Annotated in this window: 27 protein-coding genes; 25 read left to right on the top strand and 2 right to left on the bottom strand. The window is 29.7% G+C overall.

Annotated elements, in window-relative coordinates:
- Positions 1-15 precede the first annotated feature (15 nt).
- The 13 genes from rpmH to DMR38_RS21580 all read left to right on the top strand — a co-directional run bounded on the left by rpmH (position 16) and on the right by DMR38_RS21580 (position 9,707).
- Positions 16-150, top strand: coding sequence for a 50S ribosomal protein L34 (gene rpmH / locus DMR38_RS21640; protein WP_013240860.1), 135 nt, complete (start codon positions 16-18; stop codon positions 148-150).
- A gap of 51 nt (positions 151-201) precedes the next feature.
- Positions 202-537 (top strand): ribonuclease P protein component, encoded by a 336-nt coding sequence (gene rnpA / locus DMR38_RS21635; protein ID WP_127723830.1) that lies wholly within the window; start codon positions 202-204, stop codon positions 535-537.
- Positions 534-743, top strand: coding sequence for a membrane protein insertion efficiency factor YidD (gene yidD / locus DMR38_RS21630; protein ID WP_013240858.1), 210 nt, complete (start codon positions 534-536; stop codon positions 741-743). The genes rnpA and yidD overlap by 4 nt, the downstream gene beginning before the upstream one ends.
- Before the next feature lie 20 nt (positions 744-763).
- Positions 764-1,420, top strand: coding sequence for a membrane protein insertase YidC (locus DMR38_RS21625; protein WP_127723828.1), 657 nt, complete (start codon positions 764-766; stop codon positions 1,418-1,420).
- 17 nt (positions 1,421-1,437) lie between these two features.
- Positions 1,438-2,064, top strand: coding sequence for an RNA-binding cell elongation regulator Jag/EloR (gene jag, locus DMR38_RS21620; protein WP_127723826.1), 627 nt, complete (start codon positions 1,438-1,440; stop codon positions 2,062-2,064).
- Between the two features lie 143 nt (positions 2,065-2,207).
- Positions 2,208-3,587, top strand: a complete 1,380-nt coding sequence (gene mnmE, locus DMR38_RS21615) for a tRNA uridine-5-carboxymethylaminomethyl(34) synthesis GTPase MnmE (RefSeq protein ID WP_127723824.1) — start codon at positions 2,208-2,210, stop codon at positions 3,585-3,587.
- A gap of 11 nt (positions 3,588-3,598) precedes the next feature.
- Positions 3,599-5,485, top strand: a complete 1,887-nt coding sequence (gene mnmG, locus DMR38_RS21610; RefSeq protein WP_127723822.1) for a tRNA uridine-5-carboxymethylaminomethyl(34) synthesis enzyme MnmG — start codon at positions 3,599-3,601, stop codon at positions 5,483-5,485.
- A gap of 25 nt (positions 5,486-5,510) precedes the next feature.
- A complete protein-coding gene (gene rsmG, locus DMR38_RS21605; RefSeq protein WP_127723820.1) occupies positions 5,511-6,224 on the top strand; it encodes a 16S rRNA (guanine(527)-N(7))-methyltransferase RsmG in 714 nt (237 codons plus the stop codon).
- 100 nt (positions 6,225-6,324) lie between these two features.
- Positions 6,325-7,098, top strand: a complete 774-nt coding sequence (gene noc / locus DMR38_RS21600; RefSeq protein WP_127723818.1) for a nucleoid occlusion protein — start codon at positions 6,325-6,327, stop codon at positions 7,096-7,098.
- Between the two features lie 130 nt (positions 7,099-7,228).
- Positions 7,229-7,996 carry an AAA family ATPase gene (locus DMR38_RS21595; RefSeq protein ID WP_127723816.1) on the top strand — a complete coding sequence of 256 codons (768 nt, stop codon included), beginning with the start codon at positions 7,229-7,231 and terminating at the stop codon, positions 7,994-7,996.
- A gap of 7 nt (positions 7,997-8,003) precedes the next feature.
- Positions 8,004-8,864 carry a ParB/RepB/Spo0J family partition protein gene (locus DMR38_RS21590; protein ID WP_127723814.1) on the top strand — a complete coding sequence of 287 codons (861 nt, stop codon included), beginning with the start codon at positions 8,004-8,006 and terminating at the stop codon, positions 8,862-8,864.
- Between the two features lie 52 nt (positions 8,865-8,916).
- Positions 8,917-9,420: a DUF4446 family protein gene (locus DMR38_RS21585; protein ID WP_127723812.1), complete on the top strand. Its 504-nt coding sequence runs from the start codon at positions 8,917-8,919 to the stop codon at positions 9,418-9,420.
- A 56-nt stretch (positions 9,421-9,476) separates the two neighbouring features.
- Positions 9,477-9,707, top strand: a complete 231-nt coding sequence (locus tag DMR38_RS21580) for a YkuS family protein (RefSeq protein WP_127723810.1) — start codon at positions 9,477-9,479, stop codon at positions 9,705-9,707.
- Between the two features lie 13 nt (positions 9,708-9,720).
- Here the strand turns inward: DMR38_RS21580 and yyaC are convergent, their stop codons facing one another.
- Both yyaC and ytvI read right to left on the bottom strand, forming a co-directional pair.
- On the bottom strand, positions 9,721-10,308 hold the full coding sequence (gene yyaC / locus DMR38_RS21575) for a spore protease YyaC (RefSeq protein ID WP_127723808.1): 588 nt from the start codon (positions 10,306-10,308) through the stop codon (positions 9,721-9,723).
- Between the two features lie 78 nt (positions 10,309-10,386).
- Positions 10,387-11,442, bottom strand: coding sequence for a sporulation integral membrane protein YtvI (gene ytvI / locus DMR38_RS21570; protein WP_127723806.1), 1,056 nt, complete (start codon positions 11,440-11,442; stop codon positions 10,387-10,389).
- A gap of 257 nt (positions 11,443-11,699) precedes the next feature.
- On the opposite strand from ytvI, the gene DMR38_RS21565 reads away from it, so the two are divergent.
- The 12 genes from DMR38_RS21565 (at position 11,700) to DMR38_RS21510 (ending at position 21,466) form a co-directional block, all read left to right on the top strand.
- Positions 11,700-11,951 (top strand): DUF3343 domain-containing protein, encoded by a 252-nt coding sequence (locus DMR38_RS21565; protein ID WP_127723804.1) that lies wholly within the window; start codon positions 11,700-11,702, stop codon positions 11,949-11,951.
- A gap of 15 nt (positions 11,952-11,966) precedes the next feature.
- A complete protein-coding gene (locus tag DMR38_RS21560) occupies positions 11,967-12,857 on the top strand; it encodes a mechanosensitive ion channel family protein (protein ID WP_127723802.1) in 891 nt (296 codons plus the stop codon).
- A 3-nt stretch (positions 12,858-12,860) separates the two neighbouring features.
- Positions 12,861-13,073, top strand: a complete 213-nt coding sequence (locus tag DMR38_RS21555; RefSeq protein ID WP_127723800.1) for a DUF951 domain-containing protein — start codon at positions 12,861-12,863, stop codon at positions 13,071-13,073.
- Positions 13,074-13,177: 104 nt separating this feature from the next.
- Positions 13,178-13,465, top strand: a complete 288-nt coding sequence (rpsF, locus tag DMR38_RS21550) for a 30S ribosomal protein S6 (protein WP_063601244.1) — start codon at positions 13,178-13,180, stop codon at positions 13,463-13,465.
- A gap of 12 nt (positions 13,466-13,477) precedes the next feature.
- Positions 13,478-13,918: a single-stranded DNA-binding protein gene (ssb, locus tag DMR38_RS21545; RefSeq protein WP_127723798.1), complete on the top strand. Its 441-nt coding sequence runs from the start codon at positions 13,478-13,480 to the stop codon at positions 13,916-13,918.
- A gap of 21 nt (positions 13,919-13,939) precedes the next feature.
- Positions 13,940-14,197: a 30S ribosomal protein S18 gene (gene rpsR, locus DMR38_RS21540; RefSeq protein WP_013240840.1), complete on the top strand. Its 258-nt coding sequence runs from the start codon at positions 13,940-13,942 to the stop codon at positions 14,195-14,197.
- 163 nt (positions 14,198-14,360) lie between these two features.
- Complete coding sequence (locus DMR38_RS21535) at positions 14,361-14,678, top strand: MazG-like family protein (protein ID WP_013240839.1); 318 nt, start codon at positions 14,361-14,363, stop codon at positions 14,676-14,678.
- 11 nt (positions 14,679-14,689) lie between these two features.
- Entirely contained in the window at positions 14,690-15,676 is a 987-nt protein-coding gene (locus DMR38_RS21530) for a YybS family protein (protein WP_127723796.1), read from the top strand.
- 18 nt (positions 15,677-15,694) lie between these two features.
- Positions 15,695-17,680, top strand: coding sequence for a DHH family phosphoesterase (locus DMR38_RS21525; RefSeq protein ID WP_127723794.1), 1,986 nt, complete (start codon positions 15,695-15,697; stop codon positions 17,678-17,680).
- The gene (gene rplI / locus DMR38_RS21520; RefSeq protein ID WP_127723792.1) at positions 17,681-18,124 is read left to right on the top strand and encodes a 50S ribosomal protein L9; all 444 of its coding nucleotides are present in this window, start codon (positions 17,681-17,683) and stop codon (positions 18,122-18,124) included.
- Between the two features lie 12 nt (positions 18,125-18,136).
- The gene (lonC, locus tag DMR38_RS21515; RefSeq protein WP_127723790.1) at positions 18,137-20,032 is read left to right on the top strand and encodes a Lon family ATP-dependent protease; all 1,896 of its coding nucleotides are present in this window, start codon (positions 18,137-18,139) and stop codon (positions 20,030-20,032) included.
- Between the two features lie 99 nt (positions 20,033-20,131).
- Positions 20,132-21,466 (top strand): replicative DNA helicase, encoded by a 1,335-nt coding sequence (locus DMR38_RS21510; RefSeq protein WP_065078757.1) that lies wholly within the window; start codon positions 20,132-20,134, stop codon positions 21,464-21,466.
- Positions 21,467-21,537: the final 71 nt, after the last annotated feature.

The following is a 21,537-nucleotide window of genomic DNA, read 5'->3' as shown; positions in this document are numbered from 1 at the left end:
GAGTTGTGTTATAGTATGTGGATGACTTATCAACCAAAAAAGAAACAAAGAAAAAGAGAGCATGGCTTTAGAAAAAGAATGAGAACTTTATCAGGAAGAAATGTTATTAGAAGAAGAAGACAAAAAGGTAGAAAGAGATTAACAGCATAAGGGCCGCTTTTGTGGCCTTTTTCTGCAAGCAGAAAAAAGGAGCAAAACATTATGGAGGTTTACAGAATAAAAAAGAATGCAGAATTTAGGGCTGTATATAGAAGAGGAAAATCTTTTTCTAATAATCTATTAGTATTATATATTTACAGAAATAAAAAGGGTATAAATAGATTAGGTATATCAGTGAGTAAGAAGGTAGGAAAGAGTGTTATTAGAAATAGAATTAAAAGATTGATTAAAGAGAATTTTAGGTTGAATATTGAAGACATAAAAGTTGGATATGATTTAGTATTTATAGCTAGGAATTTGTCAAATGGTAAAAGTTATATAGAAATAGAGAATTCCATGAAAAATTTAATTAAAAAAGCAGGGTTGTATAATAAATGAAAAAATTTTTAATTTTTTTAGTTAAATTGTATATGAAATATATATCACCTTTGAAGGGACCATGTTGTAGATTTTACCCTACTTGTTCACAATATACAGTAGAAGCATTGCAGAAATATGGTACTATAAAAGGTGGATTTATGTCTATAAAGAGAATATTGAGGTGCAATCCATTTTGCAAGGGAGGATATGACCCAGTTAAATAAATTTCGGGAGGTTTAATATTTTGCAATATCTAAATAATGCTTTTGTTCAGTTTTTTGAGTTTTTACATCATAGTGTAACTTCCGTCATACCTAATCAGAATATGTCTTATGGTATCGCAATAATTTTAATGACTATAATAATTAGAATTATAATACTTCCACTAGGTATAAAACAAGCAAGATCTTCACTTATAATGAATGAAATTCAGCCAGAAGTAAAAAAGCTACAAGAGAAATATAAAAAAGATCCTCAAAAAGCACAGCAAGAAATGATGAAATTGTATAAAGAAAAAGGAGCAAGTCCTTTTAGTGGATGTTTACCACTTCTAATTCAATGGCCTATTCTAATAGCTCTCTATTATGTTTTTAACAATCTATCAGGAATAAATGGCGTTAGTTTTTTGTGGATAGGTGATTTAGCTAAAACGGATATATTCCTTGCTATTTTATCTGGAATAACTACTTTCTTATCAGGATATCTAATGATGTCAGGTAATAGCGAACAAGCAAAGCAGGCAAAGACAATGAATATAGCAATGTCTGCAGTCATGGTATTTATGAGTATAAAGTTTAAAGCAGCTTTAGTACTTTATTGGGTTGTTAGTAATTTGATTCAAATAGCACAAACTGTTGTTTTGAAAAAGATTGAAATGAAAAAAGGAACTATTAAGGCTTAGGGGGGTGGCCATGGGTTATGGATTTTATAGAAACGACTGGGAAGACAGTAGAAGATGCGTTTAAAACTGCACTTTCTGAATTAAAAGTTGAAGAAGATAAAGTGGAAATGGAAGTTTTAGATGAAGGCAATAAGGGTTTTTTTAATATTATAGGAACGAGGCCAGCCAAAATAAGAGTTAAGGTTAAGAGAGATTATATAAATGAAGCTAAAACATTTTTGAAAAGTGTTTTAGATAAGATTAAGGTAAAGGCTGAAATAGAAATAAAAGAAGACAAAAATGGTATAAAAATATACTTAACTGGTCAAGAAATGGGAATACTTATAGGATATAGGGGAGAAACGTTAGATGCACTTCAGTATCTTATAAGTCTTGTAATAAATAAAAATCATGATACAGAATATAAGAGAGTTGTTTTAGACACAGAAAATTATAGATTTAAAAGAGAAGAAACACTAAAGAGACTTGCTAGAAGAGTAGCTGAAAAGGTTAAGAGGACAGGTAGAATAATTAAGTTAGAACCGATGAATCCTTACGAGAGAAGAATAATTCATTCTGCCCTTCAAAATAATATTTATGTGAATACATATAGCGAAGGTCAGGAACCCTTTAGAAGAGTTGTAGTGGATTTAAAGAAAGCCTAAAGGCTTTCTTTTTTACATTTAGAAAAATAAATGGGAGATACAAAATGATTATTCTTCACATAATAATTTTAGACATTAGCTAGATTTAGGTTATCTTATGTGTAGAAGTATACTTGCAAATTATATTTTGAGGAAGTGAAATAATGAAAGAATTTGATACAATAGCAGCTGTAGCTACGGTTTTAGGTGAAGGTGGCATATCGATTATAAGGATTTCAGGCTGTAATTCACTTAAAATAGTTAATAGTATATTTAAAGGAAAAAATAATAGAAATTTGATTGATATGAAGCCTTATTCTATGAGATATGGTTATATAGTAGAAAAAAGTAGTGGTGAATTATTAGATGAAGTACTTGTTAGTTTTATGAAGTCCCCTAAAAGTTATACTTCAGAAGATACAGTTGAAATAAATTGTCACGGTGGAGTTGTGGCAACTAAGAAAGTACTTGAGGAAGTTATTAAATCTGGAGCTAGAATTGCAGAGCCAGGAGAGTTTACAAAGAGGGCATTTTTAAATGGAAGGATAGATTTAAGTCAAGCTGAAGCGGTAATTGATATAATTAGAGCAAAAACTGAACTTTCGATGAAGTCAGCTGTACAGCAGTCTACAGGTAAGATTTCTAAAGAGATTAACGCACTTAGAGAAAAGCTTTTGGAAGTGATTGCACATATAGAAGCTACAGTGGACTATCCTGAAGAGGATTTAGAAGAAATGACATCAGAAAAGGTTTCATTGAGATTACAGGAAATATTAGATGAAATAAATCATATACTAAGCACTGCAGAAGAAGGTAAGATAGTCAGAGATGGCTTGAATACAGTAATTGTAGGAAAACCTAATGTAGGTAAGTCCTCACTTTTAAATTCTTTAATTAGAGAAAATAGGGCAATAGTTACAGATGTACCAGGTACAACAAGGGATGTCATAGAGGAATATATGAATATAGATGGAATTCCTATAAAGGTAATTGATACTGCAGGAATAAGGGAAACAGAGGATTTGGTAGAGAAAATTGGCGTAGAGAAATCTAAACAAAAGATAGATGAAGCTGATTTAGTCATATTAATGCTGGATTCAAGTGAAGAATTGGATGATGAAGATAAAGAGATTATGAATTATGTAAAAGATAAAAAATATATAATTCTATTAAATAAAATTGATATAAATGATAAAATAAATTTAGATGACATTTGTAATTTAGATTCCAGTTGTATAATAAAAACTTCAATAAAGACAGGTAAAGGATTGGATAAGATAAAAACATGTATTAAAAACTTGTTTTTTAGAGGTGAGGTTAAACAAGGAGATCTATTTATAACTAATGCTAGACATAAGGAAGGACTTATAAGAGCTAAGGAAAGTTGTATTGAAGCTTTAGAATCATTAAAGAATACATCTGCTATAGACTTGGCATCTATAGATATAAGAAATGCGTGGAATAATCTTGGCAAAATAACTGGAGACACCTTAGAAGAAGATATAATTGATAAAATATTTTCACAATTTTGTTTAGGAAAGTAGGTAGTTAAAAATTGGAGTATTTTTCAGAAAAATATGATGTAATAGTTGTAGGAGCAGGTCATGCAGGTTGTGAAGCAGGACTTGCAGCTGCTAGAATGGGTTGTAAGACTTTAGTGTGTACAATGAATTTAGATAGTGTAGGATTTATGCCTTGTAATCCTAACGTTGGAGGAACTGCTAAAGGCCATTTGGTAAGAGAAATAGATGCTTTAGGTGGAGAGATGGGCGTAAACATTGATCATACTTTTATACAGTCAAGAATGCTTAATACTTCTAAAGGGCCAGCAGTACATTCACTTAGGGCTCAGGCTGATAAGAAAAACTATTCAGTTAGAATGAAAGAAGTACTTGAAAAACAAAGTAACTTGTCTTTAAGACAAATAGAAGTACTAAGTATAAGAACAGACGATAACGGAAAAGTATGTGGTGTATTAACTAAAAATGGAGCATATTTTGAAACAAAAACTGTGGTTTTGGCTACAGGAACTTATCTAAAGGGCAAAGTTATCATAGGAGACGTAAGTTATAGTTCGGGAGCAAATGGATTTATGCCTGCTAATGACCTTTCCCAGAGTTTGCTTGATCTTGGTATAGAACTTAGAAGGTTTAAAACTGGTACACCAGCTAGGGTAAATAAGCGAAGTGTTGATTTTTCAAAAATGATAGAACAACCTGGTGATAAGAAAATAGTTCCCTTTTCTTTTATGAGTGGAAATTTAGATAGAAGTCAAATATCTTGTTATTTAACGTATACTACAGAGAATACTTTAAAAGTAATAAGAGATAATATAAATAGATCTCCACTTTATAATGGTTCTATTAAATCGGTAGGTCCTAGATACTGTCCTTCAATAGAAGATAAAGTAATGAGGTTTCCAGATAAGGAAAAGCATCAGATATTTATAGAGCCTGAAGGTGAAAATACGGACGAACTATATGTAGATGGGGCATCTACTTCTATGCCAGAAGATGTGCAGATTGCTATGTATAGAACTATAGCTGGGCTTGAAAATGTAGAGTTTTTAAGAACAGGTTATGCTATTGAATATGATTGTATAAATCCAACACAACTAAAACTTTCACTGGAATTTAAAAAAGTTGAAGGATTGTTTGGGGCAGGTCAATTAAATGGAAGTTCAGGATATGAGGAAGCTGCTTCTCAGGGAATAATTGCAGGTATAAATGCTGCTCTTAAATCGCAAGGCAAGTCACCTCTTATTTTAAAGAGATCAGATGGATATATAGGTGTTTTAGTGGATGACTTAGTTACAAAGGGAACTCAGGAACCTTATAGAATGATGACGTCACGAGCAGAGTATAGGTTAATACTGAGACAAGATAATGCAGATTTGAGACTTACGGAACTAGGACATAAAATAGGACTTGTTAGCGAAGAAAGATATGAAAAATATTTAAAAAGGAAAAGTGACATTGAGAAAGAGGTTGAAAGAATAAAAGATATTCACATAACGCCTAAAAAAGAGGTGGTTGATTTTTTAAATTCTATAGGTTCTTCTGAATTAAAGAAAACTACAAGTTTGTATGAGCTTATTAAGAGACCAGAACTTGACTATTTTAAGGTACAACCACTTGATTTAGATAGACCAGAGCTTGGAGAAGATATTCAGGAAGAAGTTAATATTATTTCCAAATACGAAGGGTATATTGAGAAACAGTTAGAACAAGTAAGTCAATTTAAAAAGTTTGAAAATAAAATTATACCTGAAGACATAAATTATGATAAGATAAATGGATTGAGAATAGAAGCTACACAAAAATTGAAAAAGATAAGACCTATGAGTGTAGGTCAGGCTTCTAGAATTTCAGGAGTCTCTCCAGCAGATATTTCTGTTTTACTAATTTATATGGAGAAAAAATATAGAGAAAAGGATCTGTAAATGAAGGTAGATTGGAGAACTAAATATGCAATATTTTAAAATTATAGATACTGCATGTAAAGATGTAGGACTAGAATTTGATGAAGAAAAGTATAATAAATTTATAAAATATAAGGATATATTAAAATTTTGGAACAACAAAATTAATCTTACTACTATAGTAGAAGATGAAGATATAATAAAAAAACACTTTATAGATTGTGTAAAAATATTTAAATTTTCACCATTAAGAAATATTTCTAATATTATTGATATAGGAACAGGAGCTGGATTTCCCGGTATACCTATGAAGATAGTTAATCCTCAAATAAAAGTAGTACTTTTGGATTCATTAAATAAGCGGATAAACTTTCTGAATCAAGTTATATCAGATATTGAATTAAGAGATATAAAATGTATACACGGAAGAGCAGAAGATTTTTCTAAAGATACTGAGTATAGAGAAAAATTTGATGCAGCAGTTTCAAGGGCAGTGGCAAATTTAACTGTTCTAAGCGAATTTTGTATTCCTTATATAAAATTAGGAGGATATTTTGTGGCTATGAAAGGTCCATCTGTTGAGGATGAGATTAAAGAAAGTAAAAAAGCTGTTAGTATTTTAGGTGGTAAAATAGTGGATATAATAAAAATAGAAAATGATGATCTTAATCATAATTTAGTTGTAATAAAAAAAATCAAGAGAACACCGAATATGTATCCAAGAAAAGCAGGTATGGTTTCCAAAAAACCACTAAAATAAATGTAATAATTTGTAGAATGAAAATCATATAAATTAGAAGGATTTTATAAAACGGTGAAGAAATGTTAAATAATAGGAAACATAAGAGGGATGGTTAAATATGCAAAAGAACGTTAATTATATACCCGTAGATTTAATTTTACCTAATGTATATCAACCAAGAAAATATTTTAATGAAGAAAGTTTAGAGGAGTTAGCTCAATCTATAAGTTCATATGGAATAGTTCAACCATTGTCAGTAAGAAAATTAGGTGAAAATAAATATGAATTAGTTGCTGGAGAAAGAAGACTGAGAGCAGCAAAAAAGGCAGGGCTTACTGAAGTTCCTGTAATAATAGTAGATATAAGTGATAAAGAATCTGCTGCAATTGCACTTTTAGAAAATTTGCAGAGGGAAAATTTAAATTTTTTAGAAGAAGCAGAAGCATACTATAATTTAATAAAAGATCATTCTTATACTCAAGAGAAACTAGCTGAAACTATAGGAAAAAAGCAATCTACTATTGCAAATAAGATTAGACTTCTTAGACTCGATAAAGAAATTAGAGTTATGTTACTAGAGAATAACTTAACTGAAAGACATGCAAGAGCTTTATTAAAACTTCCAACATTGGAAATTCAAAAAAAAATATTAAAAATTGTAATTAAGAAATCTTTAAATGTAAAAAAAACAGAAGAGCTTATCAATAAGGAATTAGACAAGCTCACTAGCAATAAAAAAAATAAAAGAAAGAAAATAAAAGGAATATTTTCTCCTAAAGTATATATAAATACAATTAAACAGATTTTTGATAAGTATGGGTTGAATGCAAAGTATACTTCAGAGGATTCAGACGAGGAGGTTCAGATTATAATTACTATTCCTAAAAAATAAAATGTTTCACATGAAACATTTTATTTTTTTATAAAAATTTAAGTAGTAATTAACAATAAAAACTCTTTTATTCTTTTAAATAAAAATATATAATTAGAAGATGAATATAAACTGAAAGGAGGAAATTTAGATGAAGATAATATCCATATTTAATCAAAAGGGTGGAGTAGGAAAAACTACTACTTGTATCAATTTAAGTGCTTATTTGGCTATGCAAGGATATAAAATATTGAATATAGATATCGATCCTCAAGGTAACACTACTAGCGGATTGGGAATTGATAAGGAAAATTTAGAGGTTTCTACATATGATATATTAACTTCAGACATTGGAATAGATAATGTTATAAAAAAATGTGAATTGATAGATAATTTTTCTATAGTTCCATCGACTATAGAATTAGCTGGAGCTGAAGTGGAATTAATAAATAAAGAAAATAGAGAAAATATATTAAAGGATAAATTGAAAAAGTTAACTCCTAAATTTGATTTTGTATTTATAGATTGTCCTCCGTCTTTGGGACTTTTGACTATAAACGCACTTACAGCATCAAATAGTGTGATTATACCTATTCAATGCGAATTTTATGCTTTGGAAGGTGTTGGACAACTAATTAACACAGTACAATTGATAACAGAATCCTTAAATAGAAATTTAGAAATTGAAGGAGTCATTATGAGTATGTGTGATGGGAGAACTAATCTGTCTACTCAAGTGATTTCAGAAGTAAAAAAATATTTTAAAGATAAAGTATATAAAAGTACCATACCTAGAAATATAAGATTAGCTGAAGCCCCTAGTTTTGGACTACCTATAGTACTTTATGATGATAAATGTAAAGGTGCTAAAGCTTATGAAAGATTAACTAAAGAATTTTTGCATAGGCAAAAGGAGTGAGTGAGGTTTGAATAAAAAATATGGATTAGGTAAAGGACTTAGAGCATTGATACCTGAAAATGCGTTGGAAGAGAAGTCAGAAAGTAAAAAGGATACAATACTTATTGATATTGACTTAATAAGTGCAAATAAAACTCAACCTAGGAAAAACTTTGATGAGCAAAAAATATTACAACTTTCTCAATCAATACAAGAGCATGGTATAATACAACCACTTATACTTAATAAAACAGGAGATGATGAATATAGCATAGTTGCAGGTGAGAGAAGGTGGAGAGCTGCAAAATTAGCTAATATTAAAGAAGTGCCTGCAATCATAATGAATTTATCTGATAAGGAAATCCTAGAAATTTCACTTATAGAAAATATACAAAGACAAGATTTGAATCCAATAGAAGAGGCTTTAGCTTATAAAAGATTAATTAATGATTTTAATTTAACTCAAGAAGAATTGAGCGTAAAGATAGGCAAATCTAGGACTGCAATTACTAATTGTATGAGACTTTTGAATTTAGACAGTAGAGTTCAAGAGTATATAATAGATGGAGTTATTACAGAAGGCCATGGTAGAGCACTATTAGGTGTGGATGATGGAGAATTACAATATAAATTAGCACAAAATGTAATAGATGAAAATCTAACAGTTAGAGATATAGAAAAAATTATTAAAAATCTAAATTCTAATAAGACAGCTAAAAATGATAATGTAAAAAAAGCAAATCCCTATTATGTAGATATAAGAGAAAAATTAGAAAATTTATTTGGCACTAAGGTTTCACTAATGGATAAAAAAAATAAAGGAAAAATACAAATAGAATATTATTCTCAAGAAGATTTGCAGAGAATATTAGATATACTAAAAATTTGATAAGTCTTGTTTAAATGTTTCATGTGAAACATTCTTATGAAAGGAGAAAGATATGCAAAACATTAGTAGCTTAATAGGAAGTTTACAACCTTATATTATAATTGGATTATCTGTATTAGTATTGATATTGTTAATTATGAATATAGTGATTTTTACATCTTTAAGCAGATTGGAAAAAAGATATAGAAAAATGATGAGGGGTTCAAACAATAAGAATTTAGAAGAACTTATTGTAGGGTACTTAGATAATATAGACAATGTAAAAGAACAATCTAAAGACATGAAAGAACTTTACAATAGCTTAAATTTAAAAATAAAGGACTGTATTCAAAAAATATCCATTATAAGATACAGGGCATTTGAAGATGTAGGAAGTGACTTGAGTTTTTCAGTTGCACTGCTAGATGGTAAAAATGATGGCGTAATAATTACAGGAATATATGGAAGAGATGAGAGTACTACTTATGCAAAACCTATTGATAGTGGAATGTCAAGATATGAGTTATCTCAAGAAGAAAAACAAGTTTTAGAAGAATGTGTAAATAAGAAAATATAATAACTTACATAAAGAACCTCCTTAAGGGAAAATTATCTTTTAAGGAGGTTTTTTATATGAAAATATATGTTACTAAAAATCTAAGTTATATAAGTGATGAATTGCAAAAAAGAGGATATATAATAGTAACAGATGATTCAGATACCAAATATGATGTTATAATTTGCAAGCTAAAAGATGATGGACTTGCAAATTTAAATATAAGAAATAAAGATATTTTGATAATTGATTTAGGAAAAAAGAATATAGAAGAAATAGAGTATATACTTAGGGATAGAGTATTTTAGCATAAATAAGAGATTAAGCTTCTATATTTTGAAAAAAACTTGTATTTTTTTTACCACCGATAGTTTTTAATATGGAATGATATAATCCTTTAGAAATTGTGTCTGCAAGTTGCATAACAGTAAACAAACGGGTGTTTTGTAAAACCATAAATTCCATGGCTCCGCAGATATTTACGATACCTGTTATACTTAAATCTCCTACTTGAGGTAATGATTTTTTCATTGCAGATCCAGGGGTAAGAGGCTTTGTTTCTATTATTATTTTGCCCACATCTTGAATAGTGCCAAGGCAAGCATCAATTGCTATTATAAAAGGTTTGTTGTATTTAGAATTTATTTCAGTTATAATATCTTTAAGATTTTTTGCATGTACGGGATATTGTAAATTACCATATAGTTCAACTCTATTTCGTATTAAAAACTTCAATTTATCTCCTACTATTGGACCTAAACTATCTCCGGTAGACCGATCTGTTCCTATACAAAGTATTACTATAGTTCTACCGGATTTAACAACTGGATATATTTCATCACTTATTTTATCTCTTAAAGTGTATACGGAATTTCTACATGTGGAATCTAACGTTAATTTTTTAATCATACGAAAACCTCCTATATTATGATTTTTGCCATATGGAGGTTAATTATACGTATAGTTTACATTTTTTATTATAAAATTTTACAGCATGTCTAATTTATGAAATATATTAAAGAATACAACTAAAAATATGCAAAATATTATGCCTATAAGTCCGTCTGCTTTTAAACCTATAAATAGTGATGCTAGTACAGCTACAGGATGTATACCAAGAGATGAAGAAACTATTTTAGGCTCTATAATTTGTCTTATAACTGAAACCAAAATATAAGATATAATTAATCCTGTACAGATAATGTAGTTATTAAATATTGCCAGATAAATAATAGCGAGAGGTAAATATATAATGCCAATTCCTATAATAGGAAGCAAATCTGCTATAGCACAAGTTATGCTGAGGATTAAGGCATATTTAATTTTAAACAGTGAAAATACTATGAGTGTTTCTAAAAAAGTTATTAAAATTATTATAATATAGGATAGCATGTAATTTTCCAACATCCGTTTACTTTCATTATATATTTTTAATATCTTATCTGTTTTGTTTTGTGGTATCAAAATATTCATGCTTATTTTAGAAGAAGTCATATCTCTAGTAAAAAAGTATGTGGCAAGTAGTGTGAAAAATATTACCATTAATATGTAAGGAATTGTAGTCAATAGGTTTATTAAAGAAGAAACTAATTTACCTGAAACAGTTACTGCTATATTTGATAATTTGGTAATAAAATTTGTAAAGTTTTTTTCTAAAGTATTTATTATATAAGGGTCTAAGTTGTTATAGTATTTTTGTAATTTGTAAAAAGAGTTATAAATGTTATCAGAATTCCTAGAAATATATAGCTGAGTGCTTTTACCTAATTGTATGGCTTCTTGTGTAACTACCGTTATTCCAAATGACAATACTGTTATTATTATGGTAAAAAATATTATAGTAGTAATTAAAGAGGATAGCGCATTGCTGATTCTAAGTTTTCTCGAAATAAAAAGAGTAGGTCTTTTTAGTATTAGAGCAAAAATAAACGCTAAAACAAAGGGCAATGTGTAATTAAGTGTACTGAAGAACACTAAAAAAGTTATAGTATAAAGTATAATAAATAAACTAATTTTATTTATTTTGTTTATCAATTCATTCACGATGTAAGAGACTCCTTTCCCGATTTTTCCTAATTAATAAATTAAATAAAACATATTTTTTATGTTTATATGAAAAATAGAATGTGTTTTGTTATATAATTATATTGTTGGATATATATTTTAAAGAATTTTATTAAAATTATGCACTAAAAGTAAATCTTTATACAATAATTATAAAGTAATCTAGTGTTGTTGTATATAACATAATAGTAAAATTTTACAAGGAGGTTCAGCTTTAATAAACTGATATTATAATTATGAAAGAATATTATGTAGTAACTTTTAATAATACTCATGGAGCTATAAATGGGGAGAAAGTTTTAAAAGAACAGGGGATAGACGTAAATATAATGCCTACACCAATAGTTATAACTAAAAGCTGTGGTATAAGTATAAAAATTGATAGTAAAGATATAGAGACAGTAAAAGATTTGATAAATGAAGAAAAGTTAACTATTAAAAATATTTATGAAAGAAGTGATTTAGGATATAAGCAAATTTGCTTATAATTCTGGAGGTAAAACATGAAAGAAAGTGGTATTTTTTCTTTTTTTAAAGTTGGTATGAATGAAGATAATATTAATATAGGTAAAATATCCATATCTACACAAACTATGTATAATTTTATGTGGATAATTATTAAAGTGATATTTATACTTATAGTTATGTATCTCATCGTTAAATTAGGAAACAAAATAATAAACAGATATGTTTCAAGACAGAAAAATTTTAAAATTTCATTGAATGATAAAAGAGCTAAAACTATAGGAGCTATTTTAAAAAGTGTATTAAGGTATTCAGTATACTTTTTTGGAATATTTACAATAATTACAGTCATATCACCTAAAGTAGGTGTAACTGGTTTAACTTTTGCAGGAATAGGAGGTGTGGCTGTTGGATTAGGTGCTCAAAGCATTATAAAAGACATTATAAATGGATTTTTTATATTATTTGAGGATCAATTTTCCGTAGGAGATTACATAAGTATAGATGATAAAAGTGGAATCGTAGAGAGTATGGAGCTTAGAGTTACTAAAATAAGGGATTTTAATGGAGATCTTCATATAATACCTAATGGACTTATTTCAAAAGTAACGAATCATTCTAAGGGGAGCATAAGAATTACAGTAGATGTGGAAATTTCTTATGATGAGGATATTCAAAAAGTCATAGAAATAATGACACAATTATGTGAGGATTTTGCCAAAGAAAATAGTTCAATTACCCAGGCACCTACTGTTCAGGGAATAACAAATATAAAAGATAACAGAGTAACCATTAGAGTAGCTGGTAAGGCTAAGGCTATGACGCAGTGGGATATGGAGATGAAACTTAGAAGGGAAATAGGAGAATCTTTAAAAAAGGAAAACATAAAAACTCCTTATTTAGTAATAAAAAATTTAAAGGGGGAATAGTACATGAAAAAAGTTTATTACATTGGTGATGTAGTTGAAATGAAGAAAGGACATCCTTGTGGTAGTAATGAGTGGGAAGTAATAAGACTTGGGGCAGATATAAAGATTAAGTGTTGTGGATGTGGAAGAATAGTTATGCTTCCAAGAAATAAATTTGAGAAAAGTGTAAAAAAAATAATTAAGCAAAATTCACCTGAAGGAAAAGAGATACAATAATTAAAAAAATTAATTGATTTAATGTTAAAAAAGTAGTAAAATGAATAACTGTAGTCCCTGCTGTGAAATCACAGCCATTAGCCCAAAGGGAGGAGGTGGAATCAATGAATAAGTATGAAACTATATTTATATTACAGCCATCATTAGATGAAGAAGCTTGTAAAGCTAACATAGAAAAGTTTAAGGGTGTAATAGAAAATGGTGGAGGAGTAATAGAAAACGTTGATGTTTGGGGTAAGAGAAAACTTGCCTATGAAATAAACAAAGTTAACGAAGGATATTATACCTTAATAAATTTTAATGCTGATCCTAAATTACCAAAAGAGTTAGACAGAGTATTCAGGATTACAGATACAGTTATAAGACATATAATAGTAAAGGATGAAAAATAGGTGGTGTTTTGATTGAATAAGGTTGTTTTAATTGGAAGATTAACCAAAGATCCAGAATTGAGATTTACACCGGGAAATGGTACAGCAGTTACCACTTTTACTATAGCCGTTGATAGGAGATTTTCTAAGGATGGACAGAGAGAAGCGGATTTTATTCCTATAGTTGTATGGGGAAAACAAGCTGAGTCTACAGCAAATTATATGAGTAAAGGAAAACTTATAGGTATTAGTGGTAGAATCCAGACTAGAAATTATGAAGCTAAAGACGGTACTAGAAGATATGTTACTGAGGTTATTGCAGAAGAAGTTCAATTCCTAGAATGGGGAGAGAAATCTGCAAAGAACTCGTATAGTCAAACTTCATCTGAAAATTTTGGAAAAACTCAAAACTTTGATGAGAATATTTATGGAGAGGATATTACTCCAGTAGATGATGGAGATATACCTTTTTAAAAGTAAGGAGGGGAAAGCATTATGGCAAATAATAGAGAAGGCGGAAGAAGAAATTCCGGAAAAATGAGAAGAGCTAAGAGAAAGGTTTGTGCTTTTTGTATGGACAAATCTGAATTTATAGATTATAAAGATATAAATAAATTAAGAAAATATGTTACAGAAAGAGGAAAGATCCTTCCAAGGAGAATTTCTGGAAACTGTGCAAAACATCAAAGAGAACTTACAGTAGCTATAAAGAGAGCTAGGAACATAGCTTTACTGCCATTTACAACAGAGTAGTTTATAAAGTGAAGAATTTTTATTCTTCACTTTTTTTAAATTATATTTAGTTTTGTACTATAGATTTAATTTATGTATGATTTGGCAGCATAATCAATGTTAATTTATTGCATAAAGCTATGAAAGCAACTAAAATATAATTAAAGGCTAGGAGGATGATTGTATGAAAAAAGAAAATTTCAACATAATGTATAATGTTAAGATAATAGAAGATCTAAAAGCTAATCTTTTATGTATAGTAGCAGATTTTTTTAAATTGCTTACAAGAGGCAGTAATGTAGCGCAAGAATCCATACTAGACTGTATTTCCGGGGGAATAATAGTATTATATTTACTTGCAGAGAGGCTTGGCTATTCACATAAATCAGTAGATCAAACTATGAAAAAGAAATTGAAAATTGGTATAATTGAAGAAGACAAAATAGAAAAGGATGGCAAAGATTTAAGTAAACTATATAGTTATCTCAAAGAAAGGGAATAATGGAGGTAAAAATGCAGAATAAGACATATAACACAAGAGCCCTAGCAGAAGCAGGACTTACAATAGCACTTACAGTAATAATAATGCTTGTAAACATATATGTACCTATAGTTTCCGTAGTTGCTAATTTTTTAGTACCAATACCTATAACGATTTTGTATATTAGGCATAATTATAAGGTTACTTTGATTTCTGTAATAGCTAGTGGTATATTTATAGCAATGTTTTATAATCCTATATATGCAATATCTTCAATAATAATGGTTGGATTTACAGGAGTTGCACTAGGATATTGTGTGAAAAATAAAAAAAGTTTTGGAACTACAATTATCGTTCTTTCCATAGCAATGGCTTTAGGGACAACAATTTATACGACTATATACATAGTTTTAATGAGTAATGATGGGATATATGGTTTTGTAAGTAAGATAGTGAAAAATTTCAACCAATCTATGGAGATAAGTAAAAGTATTTATAAGCAGGCAGGGGTATCCAGTAGTCAATTGGCACCTGTAGAAGAGTTAATTAAGATGTTTACACCAGAATACATTATGAGACTTATTCCAGGAGTAATTATAGCTAGTTCGGTTATTTTGGCATATCTAAATTACACAATAACAAGGGCTGTGCTTAAAAAGTTAAAATATGAAGTTAATGAAGCAAAACCTTTTAATCAATGGTATATGAATACAAGAATAGGAACATTAGTTGGTATTATACTTGTTTTGGGAATATTATTTGATAGAAACAACATGGCAATTGGACAGTATTTGATTAATTCTTCAGGACTTATACTTGAACTTGTATTTTTACTAGATGGAGTATCATTGGTTACATACTATCTTATGAATAGGTATAAGGTATCTAAAAAAATTATTGTTTTGATTATAGTATTTACAGTTATGACTAAGCTGTCCCTAGTGTATGGCTTGGCTGGATTTATAGACATGGTATTTGACTTTAGAAAACTAGACCCTTATAGAAAATTGAAAAAATAGTAACTGGGGGCTCATTTAATGGATAATAAGTACAATTACTTTATAAAGGGTAATAAAGTGTACATGGTGATAATTGCTCTTCTTATTTTAATATTGATGGCATATGGGCATATGATAGTTGGAATTATAGCTATTTGTCTATATGCATTTCTTGTAATTTACAATGTAAAAAATACCGAATATAAAAAAAGTAAGTGGAAAAAGTTTATAGAAGATTTTTCATCTCAACTGGATATAGCTACCAGAAATACACTAGTAAAACTTCCCTTTCCACTTGTTATAATAAAAATCACCGGTGATGTACTCTGGTATAATCAAAATTTTTCCTCTATACTAGAAGGAAAAGACATACTAGGTCAAAATATTAAGAATGTGGTAAGAGATTTTAATGTTAAGCAGGTGGCAAATGGAAAGGAAACTATATTTAGATATATAAAGATTAAGGATAAATATTATGATATATATACTAATATAGTTGATACTTCAGAAAACTCTAAGGATAAAATTATACTCTTATATTTCTATGACGTAACAAAACCCTTTAAAATTATGAATTCAGTAAATGCAAACAAAGATGCAGTAATGTTAATGGAAGTGGACAATTTTGATGATGTAGTAAAGCCTATGGAAGAAGATGATAGGCCACTTATAATAGCTGAAATAGAGAGAACTATAAATAGTTATGCTCAAAATTTAAATGCTATGATAAGAAAGTATGAATCAAATAAATATGTATTCTGCATACAAAATAAGTATATAGAAAAAGAAATGGAAAAGAAATTTGAAATACTTGATACTATTAGAGAAATAAATATGGGAAATAAACTTGCAGTAACTTTAAGTATTGGAATTGGCAGGGGTGGTGATACTCCCTTGGAGAATGAAAAATATGCAGTATCGGCTAAGGAATTAGCACTAGGACGTGGAGGAGATCAGGCAGTTGTAAAAAATGGAGATAAACTTTTGTTTTATGGAGGAAAGACTAAGGAAATTGAAAAAAGAACAAAAGTAAGGGCTAGGGTAATAGCTCAGGCTCTTGTAGATATAATAAAGGATAGTAGAAATGTATTTATAATTGGACACATGAAACCAGATATAGATTGTTTAGGATCTGCTGTTGGAATTCGCAGTGTAGTTAGTTTAATGAATAAAGAATGCTTTATCATATTAGATGATAGTAATGAAAGCATAAAAGTTATATTAGATAAGATAAAAGAAGAGAAGGAATACGATAATGTTTTTATACACAGCAAAAATTGTGAAGATAAGATAGATGAAAATAGTCTTCTTATAATTGTAGATGTACATAGTGAAGGACATGTACAAAATATGCAATTAGTTAAGAAGTTTGATAGAATAGTTATAATAGATCATCATAGAAGGACTACAGATCTCATTAAAAATTCTCTTTTAAGTTACATTGAACCTTATGCTTCATCTACCTCTGAGTTGGTTACTGAGATGCTGCCTTATATGGTAGAAAAACCAAATATAAAACCAATAGAGGCAGAAGCACTTCTTGCAGGCATATGTGTGGATACAAAGAATTTTTATTTTAAAACTGGTGTAAGAACTTTTGAGGCTGCTTCATTTTTAAGAAGATTGGGAGCAGACACCATAGATATAAAAAAGCTTTTTTCCTATGATTTTGAGACTTATTTAAAGAGAGCTGAAATTATAAAATCAGCAAAGATAAATAATGGTATTGCTATAGCAGTATGTCCTCCAGAAATGGCAAATTTATTATTAGTTGCCCAAGCAGCAGATGAGCTACTAAATATTACAGGTATTCAAGCATCCTTTGTTTTTGTTAAAATAAAAGATGAAGTATTTATTAGTGCTAGATCCTTAGGGGATATAAATGTTCAAGTTATACTTGAAGGCCTAGGAGGGGGAGGGCATATGACTATGGCAGGAGCTAAATTAGAATCCGTAACCATAGATGAGGCTATAGAAAAATTAGATGAGGCTATAAATGAATATACTGAGGAGAGTGAAGAATAGATGAAAGTTATATTATTAAAGGACATAAAAACTTTAGGGAAAAAGGGGCAAGTAATAAATGCTTCAGACGGATATGCTAGAAATTATTTAATACCAAGGGGAGTTGCAGAAGAAGCAAATCAGTCAAATCTTCATATATTGAATAACAAAAAGGAAGCAGAGAGAAAAGAAAAGCTTGCTGAAATAGAAGCAGCGCAAAAACTTGCTGCTAGTTTAAAGGGAAAAGAGATAAAATTAACTGTAAAATCAGGAGAAAATGGAAGGTTGTTTGGATCAATAACGGGAAAAGACATTTCAGATGAATTAAACAAGAAATTTCATATAAATGTGGATAAAAAGAAAATAGCAGTTAACAACATAAGACAACTTGGTACCTATGATGTAGAAGTTAAATTGTATCCTGAGATATCCACTAAAATAAAAGTAGTTATTGCAGAGAAATAAGGAGGAAAATTTGTGAAATTACAATTTGTTGATGGATTAAATAGGGAATTAAATGATTCTATTCCAATAAATACTCAAGTAAAAGTTTTATATGATCTTTTGAAAAAAATAATGGATAAAGGTACTGTGAACTCTAGAGTAGTAAGGTATAATTTAAAAGGTTATATGAATAGTGAGAATTTGTTTGAAAGAATATACGCTCTAAATAAAATAGTTAGTGATGGAAAAGGATTAACTGAGATACCAGATGAATCAAATGTATATGATGCGCTAGAAAATACTAATAATTGGATAGCAGAAACATTGGCAGAAAGATATGTAAGGACTAAGATTGAAAAGGAAGTAGAGAAAAACCTTACAGAACATCAAGATAAATATATGGATGAGGTTAGACTCAGTATTATAAAAAAGCGAAAAGGGCCTGAAAACGCAAAAACTTTGAAAAAGTATGCTCAACTTGAGGTGCTGGATTCTAAGGGACTTAGCAAAAATATTCAAAAACTTCTAAGGCCAGAAACTTTTGATGAAATAATTGGCCAAGAAAGAGCTATAAAGTCTATACTATCTAAAATAGCATCACCCTATCCGCAGCATATAATTTTATATGGGCCACCGGGAGTAGGTAAAACTACAGCAGCTAGAATTGCTTTAGAAGAAGCAAAAAAGTTAAAATTTACGCCTTTTAGAAAGGATGCCAAGTTTGTAGAGGTAGATGGGAGTACTTTAAGGTGGGATCCTAGAGAAATTACAAATCCACTTCTTGGATCTGTACATGATCCTATATATCAAGGAACTAAGAGAGATTTAGCAGAAGTAGGAGTACCAGAACCAAAACCTGGACTTGTTACAGAAGCCCATGGAGGAGTACTTTTCATTGATGAAATAGGAGAACTTGATGAAATGCTCCAAAATAAACTACTAAAAGTACTGGAAGATAAAAGAGTTGAATTTTCATCTTCATATTATGATCCAGATGATGAGAATATGCCCAAATATATAAAGTATTTATTTGAGAAGGGAGCTCCTGCAGATTTTTTACTTATAGGAGCTACTACAAGGGAACCAAGTGAAATAAATCCTGCTCTTAGATCAAGATGTACTGAAGTTTATTTTGAGCCGCTTTCTGTGAATGATATACAAAAAATAGTGGAAGATGCGGCTGAAAAACTTAATATTGAAATTGAGGGCGGAGTATCTGAACTTATAAGTAAATATACAATTGAAGGCAGAAAAGCTATTAACATATTATCGGATGTCTATGGATATGTCCTTTATAATAATGGAATAAATGATTTAAATGATAAAGTTAAAATTTCAGTAGAGGATTTAAAGAAAGTTATATCTATAAGTAGATTTGTACCTTTTGAAGAAGTTCCTTCAAAGTCTACCTATGAAATTGGTCATATTTATGGACTAGGAGTAAGTGGATATATAGGTTCTACTATAGAAATAGAAGCCGTTACGTTTGAAGCTAAAGAAAAGGGCAAGGGAATTGTAAGATTTAATGATACAGCAGGAAGTATGGCAAAAGATTCTGTCTTTAATGCCGCTTCAGTTATAAGAAAGATAACAGATAAAGATATGAGTGATTATGATATCCATGTAAATGTAATAGGGGGAGGAAGGATTGATGGTCCTTCAGCAGGAGCTGCTATTACAGTGTGTATTATAAGTGCCCTTTTACAAAAACCTTTAAGGCAAGATGTAGCTGTAACAGGAGAAATATCTTTAAGAGGAAAGATAAAACCTGTAGGTGGAATATTTGAGAAAGCTTATGGTGCCAGGAGAAAAGGAATAAAGACAATGGTATTACCTATAGAAAATTTCAAAGAAGTACCTACTGATATTAAGGATATAGAAATTAAGGCTGTATCAAATATTGAGGAACTTATGGAATTGATCTTTTGATTTTAAATAAATAAAATGTTAATTTAAAATAATTACTATTTCACCTGTAGATCAATTAAGCAAATGGTAACATTTAATTCTAGGGAGTGAGGCATCTGTATGGATACATCTATTAGAAGCATACCTCATAATATAGAGGCTGAACAAGGTGTAATTGGATCTATGCTTATTGATAAAACTTCAATAGTTGAAGCTATGGAAGTTCTAAACACCGAGGATTTTTATAAGGATTCACATAAGGTTATTTTTGATTCTATACTTGATTTATATAAAAAGGATACAGCTGTAGACATAATAACTTTGACTGAAAACTTAAAATCGAGATCAAAACTTGAAGCGGCAGGTGGTATAACTTATATAAGTGAACTAAGCGGATCAATAGTGTCTACTGCTAATTTAAAATCCTATATAAAAATTGTAAAAGATAAATCTGTCCTGAGAAAACTTATTAGGGCTTCTACCAAGATAATAGAAGAAAGTTATAAAAACCAAGATGATGTTGTAGGAACCATTGATATGGCTGAAAAATCTATATTTGATTTGTCAAGTAATAGAAAAGTTTCTGATTTTGAGCCTATGAATGTTGTACTTGAAAGAGGATTTACTGAAATAGAGAGGTTATTCAACAATAAAGGTGAAACTACAGGAGTGGCCTCTGGATTTAGAGAGTTAGATGCTAAGACGTCGGGCTTTCAAAAGGGAGATATGGTACTTGTGGCAGCTAGACCTTCTATGGGCAAAACAACTTTTGCATTAAATATAGCGGAATATGCGGCTTTAAGGGAAGGTAAAAAAATAGCTATGTTTTCTCTTGAAATGTCAAAAGAACAATTAGCTTATAAGCTCTTATGTTCTGAGGCACATGTAGATATGTTGAATTTAAGAACGGGAAATTTGGAAGATAAGGACTGGGAAAATATAGCTAGGGCTTCAGGACCTCTTGCTGCTGCAAAGATATTTATAGATGATACTGCAGGTATAACCATTATGGAAATGAGGTCTAAATGCAGAAGATTAAAGATGGAACATGGAATAGATATGATAGTTGTGGATTACCTACAGCTTATGAGCGGAGGTAAAGGCTCAGAGAATAGGCAACAGGAGGTTTCAGAGATATCCAGATCCATAAAAGCACTAGCAAAGGAAATGGAATGTCCTGTTATTGCCTTGTCACAATTATCACGTGCACCTGAAGCTAGAACGGATCATAGACCTATGTTGTCAGATTTAAGGGAATCTGGATCAATAGAGCAGGATGCAGATATAGTTATGTTTTTGTACAGGGATGAATACTATGATAAGGATACAGAAGATAAAAATATTGCGGAATGTATTATTGCAAAACAGAGAAATGGTCCTACAGGTACTGTAAAATTGGCATGGATGGGTCAGTTCAGTAAGTTTGGTAATTTAGATGTTATACATCAGGAATAGCTAAAAAGCACTGTAGAGTTTATTTACAGTGCTTTTTAGTCTGGTTATATTAATTTAATAATAAGTAATTT

The organism is Clostridium sp. AWRP (genome assembly GCF_004006395.2).
In the GTDB taxonomy this organism is placed as follows: Bacteria; Bacillota; Clostridia; order Clostridiales; family Clostridiaceae; genus Clostridium_B.
The sequence above is the reverse complement of the archived record's forward strand: the minus strand, read 5'-3'. Positions and strand labels throughout refer to the sequence as shown.